Source organism: Sphingobium sp. AS12, from assembly GCF_019097845.1.
Taxonomy (GTDB): domain Bacteria; phylum Pseudomonadota; class Alphaproteobacteria; order Sphingomonadales; family Sphingomonadaceae; genus Sphingobium.
On record NZ_JAHRGM010000046.1, the window covers coordinates 277,349 to 291,399 of the forward strand.

Below are 14,051 nucleotides of genomic sequence, written 5' to 3' on the forward strand. Positions count from 1 at the left end.
AGATCGGGAGCGTGCGCCAGCACGGCCACCCTTCTTCGGTGGCTCGCGCCACCACCGCGGGCGAATCGCCTTATTCGGTCCAACTCGAGCGATCCTTCGGCAGTCTGCCGTCCGGGTCATTCACCTCGACCAGATTGCCGTCGCCGAGTGCGCCTGTGTAGACGACGACATTGACGCCCCGTTCATGCGTCAGGCTGGGAAAAACGATCCCCGGCAGCCCCGCCTCGAGGACCATGTCACCCAGCACCCAGCTCGGGGGCTCGATGTGCTGGTCGAACTTCAGATGACGCCAATCCTCGCGCCAATCGTGCCAGAGATCGTCCCATGGCGCACCGCGATGAAGCTGCCGCAGATCGACCAGGCGGGTAAGCGTCGCGGCATAGGACACCATCGTGCAGGGCGGCAAAAAGGGCGAGGTCTGCTGATATTCGCGCAGCGCCGTCACGTCGTCCAAGGATAGGTAAAGCGCTTCCACGCCTTCCCGGTTGAAGCGCCCGCCCTTGGCCGCCGCGCCGGCGCCGCTCAAAGGACGGCTCGCCCATTGCGGCGTGTGCGCGCGGTAGAGCGTAGTTCCCAGCGGCAAAGCCCACAGGATCATCCGGCAAAGCCGGCGCTGACCGATTCAAGATAATCGATCGCATCGTCGGCGCGGCCTTCCTGCACGAGCTGCAGGATAGTCTTGTGACGAAAGGCAGGGATCGGCTCGTTCTTGACCATGAAGAAGGCACGCTCGGTATCCGGCTGCACGACCGCGGCGGCCGACAGCACGCGCATGAGATCGCGCAGCGCGATCTGGAGGCGCGGCGATTCCGGATGGGTGCGCAGCGTGTTGCGATGCACGCCCGCCAGCGCCGCGAGATCCTGGAACTGGAGGCCCAGCGCACTGGCGATGTTCGCCGCAGAGAAGCGCGACGTTCCAGGCTCACGCACCGACGCAAGCACATCGGCAAAAGCAAGAGTGCCCATGGCGGTGTCTTCCTCCTTCAGTTCTTCACGCACTATCTACGCACAGTTTACGCACATTTCAAGAACTGTCTGAAAATCGCTCCGCCATGCGCGCGCCCGCGCCGCTCTTCGGCGCCAGCTTCGCACCATAGCGCATCGCCGTCCTGGGATCGCGCCAGCGGTAAGCCTGCATGATCGCCGGCAGGCTTTCATCGGCCGCGAAATTGTCCTGCGCCACGCCCACCCTGATCGAATGACTGGAGACAGCCGCCACCCAGCGCTCGAGCTCGGCTTCCGACATCTCGCCGAGCAGCTTTTTAGTATGGGCGGCGCGGATCAGCCGCTTGTAGATCAGCGTGATACTGTTGGGATAGAGCGCGGACCGTCCTACACCCGCCACCGACCCGTCAAAATGCGTCTCGACCCTGCGGAATAGCGCGCCCTTGTCGACATGGGCAGCCTCGCGCCAGCGCCCGATCGCCTTCATCGTCGCCGGTGCGAGATAGGCATAGGCGCCCTCCCCAGTCTGGTCGGTCTTGCTTTTCGGGATAAATAGTGTCCCAGCCCCTCGGGAAACCGGCTGGAGAAGAGTTCAGCGGCGTGCAGCGGCTGATGGACGTCGCCCACGATATGGAAGATCCAGCACAGCGCAACGGCCCGTTCGGCATTCGAGGCCCTTGGATTGCGTGCCATGCCAATATTGAGCGCCAAGGCCTCAGAGGCCGATCCGCTCGCCGCATAGGGCGGGGGCGCAGGCGGCGGCGCGGCGCTATCGATCACCGGCCGAAACCGATAATGCCATGTGGGATGGTCATATTCGCTGCGGCGGACATCGTCGGGCCAGCGGGCGATCTCGAGAAAGATGCGCTCTGCGCGCGCTCGGCCTTCGGCGCGCCCGATCGCGACCTCGAAAGGACCGGGCTCGGGATGATCGGCCATAAGCGTGACGATCTTGTCGACGATGAGGGGATGGTCGCGAGCCAGCTCTCGATAGGCGATCGCGGCGACAGCCATATGTCCCGGGCGCGTCCACGCCTGCGCGGGACTCGGCGAGACCACTATGACGATGGCGATCATGGTGAAGACGATCGAACGGCGCATGAGTTGAGCTCCCAACTTCGACAAGCGGCGATCCAGGAGGACAAGCGGTAACATTTTGCCGGGCGGAGGTGATGTCAAAATGCCCTAGCCATTGCCTATCCTTGCGGCGCTATCATGTGATGAATGGGCAGAAAGGCGGCGCCGATCGCCGCCGCCCTGCCCTGGAGCCGCGATGCCTTGATCGATGGGATCGGGCGTCCTCCAAGCCTCTTCTCCCACGGCATGTCGCGCAACCTGGTCGCCAACGGGTCCAGGATCCGGTCGGGTAGTGTTCCCGAAATGACGATGGACGCGGGATCGAACCAGGCAATGCCGCTCAGCACAGCCAGTTCAAGCTGTTCGGCAGCACGCGCGATCCACGCTTCGACGATGTCCTCGTGCCGGACGAGATGCTCTGCGAGATGAAGCAGGTCGATCTGCCTGTTTCCGCTAGCCTCAAGTGTTTGAATGAGGTCCACGGCGGATGGGCGCGGCCGGTCGAGCGGGTAAAGAACGCCGATCTCGCCCGCATTTGCATATTCGCCCAGAAAGAGTTGGCCACCTGAAATACACCCACCGCCCACGCCGTGGCCGAGGAATAGAACGAGCATGCTTGAACCGCTGCGTGTGCCGGCCTGATAATATTCGGCAATCGCTGCGGCATTGGCGTCATTTTCGATCCATACCGGCCCATCCAGCAATTCGCCAAGCACGGCGGACAGATCCTGGTCGCGCCAGGAGTGCATACGCTCGACCGTGTGGCGTTGGGCGTGCGACCCGACCGAGAAGCCCGGGACGCTGATGCCAAAGCCGAGAAAGCGCGCATGGCGAAGGCGAAGATTGGCCGTGAGGGCTGCAACCTCGCCGGATAGCATTTCCGCGAACTGACGCGGCTCGCCTTCGTCCCAGGGACAGCTTTTCTGGGCAAGCGGATTCCCGCCGAAATCAACGATGCTGATGTCGACCCAGCCGGGATGCGTCGCGGCGCCGATCGCATAGGCTCCGTCCTGTCGAAGGTGCAGCGGCAGCGAGGGCCTGCCGCGCGCGGCGGCCTGCGCCTCGGCTTCCCGGATCAGTCCCAGCGAAATCAGCTCGCGGGACAGGCGCGTCACGACCCCGTTGTTGATGTCGAGGAGACGGGATAGTTCGATGCGCGAGCGCGGCACGTCGCTCCGAAGCAGTCGGAGGAGGCGCTTCTGATCCTCGGCGAGTTGGATTTCTGGACGCGGATACACGCAAGCTCCCGAGTGCGAGGGCATCGAATCCTCTCTATGCCTCAAAAATTCTTTTCTGCAACAAAATCCGATACCTTTCGCCAGCCCGTGGCAGCGCCTTTCATGTTTTTCTGCAACATTAAATAAAAGTGCCACAGTCGTCGCGTAGCTGTCCCCCAATCGAGGATCGGCCTCGACTCGGACTAGGGGGTTAGGTCACAATGAAATGTTGGTTCTTCGTGGGTTGCTCCCTGGCGGCTCTGGTAAGTGGGCAAGCTGTACACGCGCAATCGGCACCACCTGAGCCTGATGCCGCTGACGCGCAGGCGGCGGACATCGTCGTCACCGGCTATCGCGAGAGCATCGAGGCAGCGCGCGACACAAAGCGCGATTCGGCGGCGGTTGTCGATGCGATCGTGGCCGAGGACATCGCCCAATTCCCGCAAGCGAACCTCTCCGAAGCCGTCCAGCGCATCTCCGGCGTGCAGATTCGCCGTGACTTCGCCGGGGCGGTCGGCAACGAGATAAGCATTCGGGGCCTTGGCCCCGAATATACCCAGGTGACGATCAACGGCCAGGGCGCACCGACGACCGCCGAAGACCGGACTTTCAACTTCAACATCCTGCCAGCCGACCTGTTCAGGAAGGTCGAGGTGTTCAAATCGCCGACCGCCGACATCGACGAAGGCGGCATCGGCGGCACGGTGTCGCTGGAAACGATCCGTCCGCTCGATCTCAAGAATCGTCTGCTGTCCGCCTCAATCGGCGGCAACTACAATGAGATCACCGACACGCTCGATCCACGCGGATCGCTGGTCGCCGGCGGGCGGTTGGCTCCCAATCTCGGCCTGGTCGGCGCGCTGTCCATCGACAATTTCGCCGCCGCGTCGCAATCCTATGACGCCGTGCGCTGGACCCGCCGCAACTTCGACGTCAACGGCGACAAGGTCAACGACTATACCAATACGTTCCTGATGGACCTGCCCAGGCTCATCCATGAGGAGCAGGATGTCCGCCGCATTGCCGCGAGCGGCCGTCTCGAATGGGAGCCGACAAGCGACCTCAAGATCCTGATCGACGGCCTCTATACCAATTTCCGTCAGGACTACCGCCGCGTCAGCCCGATCTGGGCGTTCAATGGCGGGAAGGGCATCAGGGACATCCATGTCGACGATGGCGTGGTCGACTATATCTCCTATGATTCGGTTCTCCTGCGTTCGGAAAACCACAAGACGCTCAACCAGAGCGAATTGTATCAAGGGTCGGCCGCCGCCGAATATCGGTTCGGTGACTGGAAGCTCAAGGGCTTCATTTCCAAGAGCCGGAGCAACCGGGACTCGGAAGAATATGTCTACTACGGCGACATCACCGCGCCCGCTGCTTATGACACGCGCGACGACAGCAACTATTATACGATCACGACCCCGATCGACATTGCCGATCCGACGCAATATGTGACCTCGGAGGCGCGTCACAACCGGACCAGGACGCGCGACGACGACTTCTCTGGCGGCTTCGAGTTGAAAGGACCCATCCTCGCCGATATCGACCTGAAGCTGGGCGTGAAATATCGCGACCGGCAACGGATGCGGCAGCGCTATGCGGTCACACGCACCAAGATCAACGAACCATTCTCGTTGATCGGCGATGTCCTGACCGGTTTCCTCGATGACGAACCGGGCGCCGCCAACGGCCCGCACGCCTTCGCCATCTCGGATTTCGACAAGGCATACACGCTTTACGGCAGCAAGCTCGACGTCTCGACCGGCACCGATCTCACCAACTTCTTCGATGTCGAGGAAAAGACCTGGGCCGGCTATGGCATGGCGACCTATCGTGACGGTCCCCTGCTCGCCAATCTGGGGCTGAGGGTCGTCCACACGTCATTGACGTCGAACGGCATCGAGTTTGACAAGGTCACCAAGACGAACACCGATCAAAGCTCCAGTTCCGACTATACCGATTTTCTCCCGAGCCTGAATTTGCGCTACGAGGTGGCCAAGGGGGTGTTCCTGCGTGCCGCGGCAGCCCGCGTGATGACGCGCCCCAGCCTCAGCGATCTCGCCGCCTATCGCGTGGTCGACGATGCGACGCTGACGATCTCGGCCAAGAATCCCGACCTCAAGCCGTTCCGGGCCAACCAGTTCGACCTCGCGGCCGAATGGTATTTCGGCAAGGGCGGATTGCTCTCGGCGGGCTATTTCTACAAGGATATCGAATCCTTCATCGTGTCCGAGACGGTGCCCGTCACCTATGACGGGCAGACCTACAGGCTGACGCATCCGGTCAATGGCAACGATGCGCGCGTCCAGGGCGTCGAGGTGAACTACCAGCAGCCCCTCACCTTCCTGCCGGGGCCGCTCAAACATCTGGGCATCGTCGCCAACTACACGTTCACCGACAGCAGCTTCAAGGATATGGTGGGCGGCACCACGCTCACCTATGGATTGCCCGAGAACTCGAAGCACAGCTTCAATCTGATCGGCTATTATGAGGACGCCGATTTCAGCGTCCGTCTTGCCTATAACTATCGCAGCGAATTCCTGCGCGAGAAGCCCAACGAGCAGGACGGCCTCAAATATCGCAGCGCCTATGGCCAGGCCGATTTCGCGGCGCGCTACAAGCTGATGCCGAAGCTGACCCTCACTCTCGACGTGCTCAACCTGCTCAACGCGAGCACGGACGAATGGGTCTACGAGCCGCGCCTGACGGACGGCCGCTTCACAACCGGTCGCACGGTCCAATTCGGCCTGCGCGCCTCCTTCTGATAACGGAGGCTGATCCCATGAAACCAAGCTCGCTTGTCCTTCTCGCTGCCATGCTGACGCCACTTGCTGCATGCGCGAGCCTTCAGGACGCCACGCTTGTATCCAATGACACGCTCGTCGCCAATGAGCGGATGCTGCGCAATCCGATGGCACCGGGGGTCATGGTGGCTTCGCACCGTGCCTGCTGGAAATCGGCGTCCGAAAATTCGCTGGACGGCATAAGGGCCTGCATTGCGCACGGCATCGACATCATCGAGATCGACATCCGGACCACGGCGGACGGACGGCTCGTGCTGATGCACGATTCAACGCTCGACCGCATGACCAACGGCCATGGCAAGGTCTCCGAGATCACGTTCGAGGCGCTTCGGAAACTCCGGCTCAAGCCCGCCGGCGGCGGGCGGGACGTCACCACACTGACCGATCGCCGGGTGCCGACGCTGAAAGAAGCGCTGGCCGTAGCCAAGGGCCGCATCCTCATCAACATGGATGCCAAGGACCCTGCGCAGGAGCGCATTTTCGAGATGGTCGAACAGGCCGGCATGACCGGCCAGGTCATCATGAAGATGAGCGCCGATCCGGATACTTCCGAACTGGCGACCAGCCGGTTTGCCACGAAGTCGATGTTCATGCCGGTGATCTTCGCCTGCACTCCCAAGACGCCAGCGGGGGACTTCTGCGCTGCCGCGCTCGATCCGTTGCTCGCGCGCTATGCACGTTATCGCCCCATCGGCTTCGAACTGAACTTTGGAGACCCGGCTTTCATCGGCGGAGAGGCGGTAGCCGAAGCTCGCAAGCATGGGCGGTTGTGGGTCAATTCGCTCAAGCCCGAGCAGGCCGGCGGCGTGTCCGACGCAACCGCGCTCGCCGACCCCGCTGGGGTGTGGGGCAAGCTCATCGATCAAGGCGTGACGATCATCCAGACCGATCATCCCGAAGCCCTGCTGCAATATCTACGACGTCAGGGCCTGCACGCTGAAGGGCGGCAGTTCCAAGGCCCCCCGTCGCGGCGCGCCGAACGCGGCCGATGCCAGCAGTGAACCCGTGTTTCAGCTGTTTCCATGATAGGGAGTACCGACGATGAGCAAGAAACGAAGGAACATTCCGATCTTATTCTGGGCGGCTTTAACAAGCTCTATCGTGGTCTCTGCGCCTGCATTCGCCCAAGATGTGGGCTGGAACACGAACTACGACAAAACCTGTTCGCGCGTTGAAAGTTCTCTCGCCAAGAATATGCGCCAGATCACCGACCGCGACACGGGAAGAGTATCCATTGCACACAGGGGGGCCTATTCGCAGCCCCTACCCGGAACGGCGCAATATCCTGCCGAGAACACGATCCTGGCGTTCCAATATGCCCAGTGCCAGGGCTTCACGGCCGTTGAGGTCGATCTGAAGATCACGAATGACGGAGTTTTGATCTTGGCTCACGATGTGAACCTCATGCGGTTCACCAACTATGATTTCAATAACGGGCAGTTCGATCCTGCAATCGGAGCGCAAATACGAACGCCATCTGGAATAACTAGAGAATACGCTGGAAATGCTGCGTCAACTATCGAGTCTTTAAGTTGGCCGGACATTGTTGCCAACTTGCACACGTCGAAGACGTATGACGCGAGCGGCGCGATGATGCAGAGTTATCCTGTTGCAAGTCCCAATTCAATAAAATTGGAAACCGTTCTGATAAAAGCAAAAACAGATCCGACTTTGTCGAAGATCGTATGGGTACTGGACATACAGACCAACGACCAGCTTAATAAAGTTCTTAAGATAATCTCAGACAACAACCTTTGGGACAGGATCATATTCAAGGTATGGACGGAAGCAGTTCCCATGTATGACGAATTGAGTGGGTTCTATCGTATCTATATAGACCCGATTTATCGCAAGGGTCATTGGGTGTTTTCCGTAAACCCCGTAAATACCGACCTCGTGGGAGAGGAACTAAAAACAAAATACTATGATATAGAAGATAAAAAAGTTGAAGTCGGCCGTACATATGGGATCATCGGCGCTATCGGGACGTTCTCTGATGGTGCTGAAATCAACGAATATGACTTCAATGGAGTCGAGCTATTCGTAACCGGATCCAACAGCGAGGAAGACAAGAGAATAGCTGATCTGCAAAAGTCTATCGACACTTTCTCGAACCCCGGTCGGAAATGGGGTGTGATCCGCATAGCGGATTATACACGAAAGAACTGCAATACTCCGTCACCAGCGGGAAACTGTACGCAGTTTCCTGATGGCGAATATTATGGAAACGCCCAGATCGTTGAATCCGATAGTTCGAAAAGCTTTGTAAGGCTTTATAGTATTCCCGCTCAAGATTCCGTGGTCAGGAGGAATTTTGGCGAAGACCGTCAGGTTGAAACCGAGGACATCAGATGGCCAAGCTCGCGCCGTAGATTCATCAATTCACCGCAGCAAAGAACGACATTCATCTCTTCCATTCAGAGCATGTTTTACTAGTGGCGCTCAATAGTCTCGTTTCATGAATATGCAAAAAATTATTGGAGAATGATCATGAAATTATCATCAGCAAAGGTTGTTGCTTTCGCCGTTCCTCTGGTTCTCCTCGTCACCTCCGAAGCACAGGCACGACAAGTATGCGCCTCGAACGTGCGCGTCGTTGAAGTCGTTCAAGGCGACCCCGCGTTTGGGGATGAGAGGGACATCGGCATCGTGGTGGTCGACAGCAACGGCACGCGCACGAAGTTCAGCTCGACGGATTGGCGCAATGTCGGGGAATCTCCCGAGGCGCGCACGCTGCTTTCCATGGCGCTGGCGGCACAATCGTCGCAGATGCCGACAAATGTCATTTCCGCGAATTGCACCGTGTCGTCGGGCTGGATCAAGAAATGGATCGGGCTGAATATCGTTGCCAGCTGATCTCGAATGACAGTATCCCTTTGAGTCGGGGGATGTTTGGGGGTGCGAGCCCCCAACCATCGGACCCGCCCGCGAGGGCAATGTCAGCAATTGCCGGCTTGGGTTGGGAGTGACGACCCCGGCACCGGGTGTTGGTATTTTTTCATTTGCGGGTCACACGGCCCGGCTAACGAGGACGCTGCCATATTTTTGGGGGAGTCGTTACATCTTTGGCCGGGCAGACAGTTGGGAGACCACGCTAGCCTACGGTTTTGCCCATCTCGGCAAGAGCCTGTTCTGGTATACGAGTGAGCTTCTCTTCGCCTATTTTCTGACCGAGTTCGTCGGCCTGTCCATTCATCATATGGGCGCCGTCCTCGCCACGGGCTTCCTCATCGGTGCCGCGGTCGACCTGGTTGTCGGCTTCGGACTCGAAAGGCGATTGACGACTGCGTCTTCGGCTAGCCACATCCAGTTTGTCGGCGCGATCCTCTGCTCGGCCAGCCTGATCGCTGTCTTCCTCGGTGCCTCGATGCCCATGGAGTTCCGGTTCGGCTACGCTCTAGCTGCCGGTATTGTGTTCCGCCTGGGCTTTGCGGCCTATGATATTCCACAGAACGCGCTCATGGCACTGGCGACGGTCGATACGCATGGCAGGATGCGCATCGCTTCGACACGGATCTGGTTCAGTGGCGCGGCGACACTCATCGTCGCCTTCACTGTCGGGCCGCTGATCGCCCGACGCGATCAGCCGGAAGCGGTTTCATTCCTTCTTGGTCTGGCCGTCCTGTTTGCCATCGTCGCGATCGGCAGCGCCTGGCTGCTCCTGCATCTCCTACGCGACCAACGGCCCGAAGCCCGTCCAGGAACGGTGGCCGCTTTCCCTCGGGTTCGCTTGCCTGCCGATTTCTGGCTCCTTCTCCTGGTCATGGCCGCAACCTCGATCTTCACCCCCGCTTTCGGTAAACTGGAGCCCTATTTCGCCACCTATGCGCTGCGCTCAGCCTGGTGGGGCGGTGTCGTGGTCATCCTGATGGCCGCGGGGATTGTCGTAGGGCAACCGGTATGGCTGCATCTGTGCACGCGGATGGCAGGGGGCTTGGTGATGCTGCTCAACGCCCTGCTCCAGATCGTCGCGCTCACGGCCTTTTGGCTGATTGGTCCGGCTCACCCTATAGCCTCGGCGGTCGCGGCATTCATGTTCGGATTGGGCAATGGCGGCGTCGGCATGGTGCAATGGGCGGCGTTCAGCGAAACGGTGACACGCCTCGGCCCCAGCCGAACGGGCTTCAGCTACGGTCTGTTCGCAGCAGCCGGCAAACTCTCCCTCGCGGTTGGTTCCTTGCTTCTTGCCGCGGTCCTTGCACCGATCGATTTCCGCGGTCCCGATGGCGCCGACCTCATCATCCTGATGGTCGCAATCCCAGGGGTCGGCGCGCTTTGCTGCGCTCTGGCTGGCATTGGGCTGTTCGCTATCGAGCGTGCTGACAAACCGACGGCGAGTGTCATGCAAACAAAATTCTAGCTTGCGGCAGTCCATCTTTGCTGGCGCGGGAACGGCGTACGACGAAAGCCGTCTCGTGTGCGGCGCCCGCAATCTGAGCGCCGTCGGGCCGAGAAAAACCACCCGGAGCGATTCGAACATTCCGCCGCAGGATACCGCAGTGCTTGCTAGACCCGATTTCCGACGCATTTCTATGCCGCATAGCTTGGGCGACCTGCACATGCCGTCGCGCAGAATGACACTCCACAGCACCTTGTTAAGATCTTTCGTATCCCGAATGAACCTCGGCACGGGCGACAACGGTCACTGGGGTGCGCCATGTGGCGGACATGTCATGATTGTGACCTTGGCGCCGCCAGACGGCCGCGCCAGAATCGGACCGCGCTTCACCAGCTTCCCGACCTTCGCTGCCGTCCCCGGCGGCACATAGCCGCGCAGCGCATCCTCGACCCCCCGCGTCGCGGTCACACCCGTCAGGCGCCGCGCTGGATAAAACCGATAACTATGTGACGCACTGCCTAATACGCTAGAGCCGCCCCCTGCTGCATTCCCCCGTCGTATACCACCTGCAGATGCTTTCGCGTACTATGACATGCTACGCTACCGTTCGCGAGGTCGATTTCCTTAACCAACGACCAGGGGGACCAATTCGGCCATGCCGCCCACCACCTTGTCGGCCTCGACGCCCAGTGCCTCACCGGATGCGCCGGGTCGATTTACCCACAACGATCGGTAGCCGAACCACTTGGCGCCGACGGCATCCCAGCTGGCGGAGGCGACGAAGCCAATTTCAGGCGCGTTCAGGCGCAGTATCTCCGTACCCAGCCCATAGGCCTTGGGATGCGGCTTGTAGGTTTTCGCCTGATCCGTGCTGATGACGGCATCGAACACGCCTTCGAGGTTGGAGTTGGCTACCGCCTGCTCGAGCATCGCCGGGGTGGGATTGGCCAGGATCGCGAGCCGCAACCCTGCCATCCTGAAGGCTCGGAGCGCTGGCGCGACATCGGGAAAGGCCTTTATCGTGGCGAAAGCGTCGAGCAGTGTTTGGCGCGTACCGGGGGTAAGCGGCAGCTTCAGTGAAGCCGTCGCATAGCTGAGCGCCCCGTCGATGCAGGAGGCAAAGTCTTCATAGTGCCCCGACGACGCTCGCAGCCAGGTGTATTCGAAGATTTTGACTCGCCAGGTCGCGCTGAGTTGGCCGCCTTTGCCGGGGAAGACCGTTTCGGCCAAGGCAAAGACCGGTTGCAAGTCGAACAGGGCAAAACCGTCGAAAGCCAGCGCCTTGACCCTTGCCTCGACCGCCGGACCGGCAGCGGAAGGGGATGATGCGGCAAGCGCGACGGTCAAGGCTCCGATACCACCGAGCGTGGCCCGGCGGTTCAATATCGTTGACAAGGCATCGGGATGTTCGCGTCTCATTGCCGGTCACCCATCGATATCATCGGTCGATTCAAGTTGTGGACCCCGCCATACGGCTCGCGTGCCCCGGTCGAATTCGTGCGAGCACGCGAAAAAGTTACAGAGCACGGCAGCATCCGAGAACGTGCGATAGATTGTCGGGATTGCGCTGGTGCCCAGGAGACAGCTTTTGCCACCAGCCAGCAAAGGCTGCGCGACCCGGCTTTGCCAGGCGCGATGGTGGCTTCACAACGCGCTTGCTGGAAATCGGCGTCCGAAAATCCGCTCGACAGCATTCGGGCCTGCATCGCGCACGGCATCGACATCATCGAGATCGACATCCGGGCTACAGCCGATGGACGGCTCGTGCTGATGCACGATTCAACGCTCGATCGCATGACCAACGGCCACGTTGTGCCGGCACGAAGGGATTGGCGTTCTTGTAACGTCAGCCGCCACTCGGCCGAACCCCAATGGGGACGGAACCACGGGAGCGGCCACCAATGAACACTCGCTATCGACAACATTGGTGCTTTGACGCCGGACACCGCATAGCGATGATATTGGCTGAACCCCATCTGTCATCTGGCGCCGCCGAAGCACTGGCAAGGCTGCTTCCCGTACTCGGATGCGGCGAGGAAGCCGCCAGCCTTGCTTTTGAAAGCCTGGCCAAGATCGGCCATCTTGCCTCTGACGGCCGCCGCGCATTGCGGCAGGTCGCTATTGAGGAACGTGTCCACGACGGGTTGATCCATTCTCTAGCAGCCAACCTGCCAGCACCGCCCGAAGATCGGGAGCTGCGATCCATTGCCCGGCGATTTCATCTCGATCTCGGCCGGAGCGATCCCACTGCTCTCCTCGCTCGGATCGCGGCGCTGGATTCGGCTGTGTGCCTCGTCCTGTCCCGGTTGCTGCGGCCCGGAACGCCGCTTTCGGGCGATCCGGCAGTCACCGCCGTTCTTCGGCGGATCGCTGAGGACGAAGCTCGTCACGTGCGCGTGACTCGGCGCCTCGCCATGGCACGGGCGGATGAGCGGGAATTGCAGCGCATCGCGGCGCCGGTGCGTGAGCGGCTGGGTGCGTTGCTGACGCTCGCTGGCGACGCCTTCGAAACGCTCGCGTTCGATCCGCGCTGGCTCAGAGATGACATCGCTCGATTTCCGGCCGGTCTGTTTCGCCAATGAGCGAAGCTCGCCCGCACCAACACTGGTGCTCGCAAGGGAGCGTGGCTGTCCTGGGGGCCGGTATGGCGCTGCCGGGCTTGCCGATCAGCACGGAAACCCTGCTCGACATGGCTGGTCTCGAAGGAAAACAGCGGTCTCTTGCGATTGCCGTCGCGAAGCGGCTCGGAGTTCGGACACGCCACGTCGGACGCTCATGGAGAGCGCGGGCGGATATATTGCGCCAAGGGTGCAGCAACGCCGACCTGGCGGCGGATGCCATGCGGGCCGCCCTGCGGGATGCCGGGTTCGGCGCAGGCGATCTCGGCTATCTCATTGCCCATACCGCGACCCCCGCCCAACCGCTTCCGTCCAACGCGGCATTGGTCGCCGATCGACTGGGCTATAGCGGTCCGCATGTAGAGTTGCGGCAGGCATGCACAGGTTTCGCCAATGCGCTGATGATCGCGTTCGGCCTCCTGAAAGAACCAGATGCTCGCCCTGTCGCCATCGTCGGCTCGGAAACCGGCTCGGTTTTCCTGGATGTGGACGCGCTCGATGACGCGCAAGGCCAGCTCGTCAACCTCGTCCAGATGGGTGACGGAGCGGGCGCAATCATTCTTGGGCCGGCGGCAGCACGGCAGGAATACATCCACGCCGCCTGGTTCGGGGCGATGGGGCTTGGCCGCCATCCCGGTCTTCAGATGCGTCATGGCGGCTCGGATCGGCCTGCCCTTTTGGGGGCAGGGCCATTGGTCTTCGAGCATGATTTCGCCGCTATCGGTCGGTCGGGTGCTGCGCTGTTCGAAGCCGGTGCGGCCGTGGCCGAAGCGAACGGAGCCGCGCTCGCGCATGTCGATCATATTATTCCGCATCAGGCAAGCGGTCGGATCGGCCTCCAACTCGCAAGTTATTTCGGCCTGCCGGATTCGCGCTTCTTCGTAAACGCGGACAGGATCGGCAACACCGGATCGGCGGCCATCTGGATCGCGCTGGCGGAACTGCGCGCGCAGGGCCATGCCCGAGGCAGCCGAACCCTGGTGCTGGGTGCCGAGGCTACCAAATATATGCACGGCGGATTCGTTCATGTTGTCCCCTGACTTCAAGC

General features: G+C 60.8%; 14 protein-coding genes and 1 pseudogene. 8 read left to right on the top strand and 7 right to left on the bottom strand.

What is annotated here, in order from left to right:
* Positions 1 to 70 precede the first annotated feature (70 nt).
* The 5 genes and pseudogenes from KRZ98_RS17665 to KRZ98_RS17685 form a co-directional block, all read right to left on the bottom strand.
* Entirely contained in the window at positions 71 to 598 is a 528-nt protein-coding gene (locus KRZ98_RS17665) for an RES family NAD+ phosphorylase (protein ID WP_217674739.1), read from the bottom strand.
* Complete coding sequence (locus KRZ98_RS17670) at positions 595 to 999, bottom strand: hypothetical protein (RefSeq protein ID WP_217674740.1); 405 nt, start codon at positions 997 to 999, stop codon at positions 595 to 597. The genes KRZ98_RS17665 and KRZ98_RS17670 overlap by 4 nt, the downstream gene beginning before the upstream one ends.
* A 25-nt stretch (positions 1,000 to 1,024) precedes the next feature.
* Positions 1,025 to 1,525, bottom strand: a pseudogene (locus KRZ98_RS17675) (integrase); the annotation flags it as partial.
* Positions 1,429 to 2,100, bottom strand: coding sequence for a S1/P1 nuclease (locus tag KRZ98_RS17680; protein WP_368389846.1), 672 nt, complete (start codon positions 2,098 to 2,100; stop codon positions 1,429 to 1,431). The gene KRZ98_RS17680 and the pseudogene KRZ98_RS17675, both read right to left, overlap by 97 nt.
* Before the next feature lie 41 nt (positions 2,101 to 2,141).
* Entirely contained in the window at positions 2,142 to 3,284 is a 1,143-nt protein-coding gene (locus tag KRZ98_RS17685) for an ROK family protein (protein ID WP_217674742.1), read from the bottom strand.
* A gap of 194 nt (positions 3,285 to 3,478) precedes the next feature.
* On the opposite strand from KRZ98_RS17685, the gene KRZ98_RS17690 reads away from it, so the two are divergent.
* The 5 genes from KRZ98_RS17690 to KRZ98_RS17710 all read left to right on the top strand — a co-directional run bounded on the left by KRZ98_RS17690 (position 3,479) and on the right by KRZ98_RS17710 (position 10,406).
* A complete protein-coding gene (locus KRZ98_RS17690) occupies positions 3,479 to 6,007 on the top strand; it encodes a TonB-dependent receptor (protein WP_217674743.1) in 2,529 nt (842 codons plus the stop codon).
* Between the two features lie 50 nt (positions 6,008 to 6,057).
* Positions 6,058 to 7,047, top strand: a complete 990-nt coding sequence (locus KRZ98_RS17695) for a glycerophosphodiester phosphodiesterase family protein (protein ID WP_217674744.1) — start codon at positions 6,058 to 6,060, stop codon at positions 7,045 to 7,047.
* 40 nt (positions 7,048 to 7,087) lie between these two features.
* Positions 7,088 to 8,482 (top strand): glycerophosphodiester phosphodiesterase family protein, encoded by a 1,395-nt coding sequence (locus tag KRZ98_RS17700; RefSeq protein ID WP_217674745.1) that lies wholly within the window; start codon positions 7,088 to 7,090, stop codon positions 8,480 to 8,482.
* Between the two features lie 54 nt (positions 8,483 to 8,536).
* The gene (locus KRZ98_RS17705) at positions 8,537 to 8,902 is read left to right on the top strand and encodes a hypothetical protein (RefSeq protein WP_217674746.1); all 366 of its coding nucleotides are present in this window, start codon (positions 8,537 to 8,539) and stop codon (positions 8,900 to 8,902) included.
* 109 nt (positions 8,903 to 9,011) lie between these two features.
* On the top strand, positions 9,012 to 10,406 hold the full coding sequence (locus KRZ98_RS17710; RefSeq protein ID WP_217674747.1) for an MFS transporter: 1,395 nt from the start codon (positions 9,012 to 9,014) through the stop codon (positions 10,404 to 10,406).
* Positions 10,407 to 10,688: 282 nt separating this feature from the next.
* On the opposite strand, the gene KRZ98_RS17715 is transcribed toward KRZ98_RS17710, so the two are convergent.
* Both KRZ98_RS17715 and KRZ98_RS17720 read right to left on the bottom strand, forming a co-directional pair.
* Positions 10,689 to 10,853 carry a hypothetical protein gene (locus KRZ98_RS17715; RefSeq protein WP_217674748.1) on the bottom strand — a complete coding sequence of 55 codons (165 nt, stop codon included), beginning with the start codon at positions 10,851 to 10,853 and terminating at the stop codon, positions 10,689 to 10,691.
* 156 nt (positions 10,854 to 11,009) lie between these two features.
* On the bottom strand, positions 11,010 to 11,732 hold the full coding sequence (locus tag KRZ98_RS17720) for a haloacid dehalogenase type II (protein WP_217674749.1): 723 nt from the start codon (positions 11,730 to 11,732) through the stop codon (positions 11,010 to 11,012).
* 57 nt (positions 11,733 to 11,789) lie between these two features.
* Between KRZ98_RS17720 and KRZ98_RS17725 the strand changes: the two genes are divergently transcribed.
* The 3 genes from KRZ98_RS17725 to KRZ98_RS17735 are packed head-to-tail and all read left to right on the top strand — an operon-like array spanning position 11,790 to position 14,043.
* Positions 11,790 to 12,290 carry a glycerophosphodiester phosphodiesterase family protein gene (locus KRZ98_RS17725; RefSeq protein WP_217674750.1) on the top strand — a complete coding sequence of 167 codons (501 nt, stop codon included), beginning with the start codon at positions 11,790 to 11,792 and terminating at the stop codon, positions 12,288 to 12,290.
* A gap of 56 nt (positions 12,291 to 12,346) precedes the next feature.
* Entirely contained in the window at positions 12,347 to 12,967 is a 621-nt protein-coding gene (locus tag KRZ98_RS17730; protein WP_217674751.1) for a 3-oxoacyl-ACP synthase, read from the top strand.
* Between the two features lie 41 nt (positions 12,968 to 13,008).
* Positions 13,009 to 14,043, top strand: coding sequence for a 3-oxoacyl-ACP synthase III family protein (locus KRZ98_RS17735; RefSeq protein WP_368389847.1), 1,035 nt, complete (start codon positions 13,009 to 13,011; stop codon positions 14,041 to 14,043).
* Positions 14,044 to 14,051: the final 8 nt, after the last annotated feature.

Bases quoted from the DNA above. Each gene is read 5' to 3' on its own strand.
- KRZ98_RS17665 (WP_217674739.1), bottom strand. From the start codon at position 598: ATGATCCTGTGGGCTTTGCCGCTGGGAACTACGCTCTACCGCGCGCAC.
- KRZ98_RS17680 (WP_368389846.1), bottom strand. From the start codon at position 2,100: ATGTTACCGCTTGTCCTCCTGGATCGCCGCTTGTCGAAGTTGGGAGCT.
- KRZ98_RS17685 (WP_217674742.1), bottom strand. From the start codon at position 3,284: ATGCCCTCGCACTCGGGAGCTTGCGTGTATCCGCGTCCAGAAATCCAA.
- KRZ98_RS17695 (WP_217674744.1), top strand. From the start codon at position 6,058: ATGCTGACGCCACTTGCTGCATGCGCGAGCCTTCAGGACGCCACGCTT.
- KRZ98_RS17700 (WP_217674745.1), top strand. From the start codon at position 7,088: ATGAGCAAGAAACGAAGGAACATTCCGATCTTATTCTGGGCGGCTTTA.
- KRZ98_RS17705 (WP_217674746.1), top strand. From the start codon at position 8,537: ATGAAATTATCATCAGCAAAGGTTGTTGCTTTCGCCGTTCCTCTGGTT.
- KRZ98_RS17725 (WP_217674750.1), top strand. From the start codon at position 11,790: ATGTTCGCGTCTCATTGCCGGTCACCCATCGATATCATCGGTCGATTC.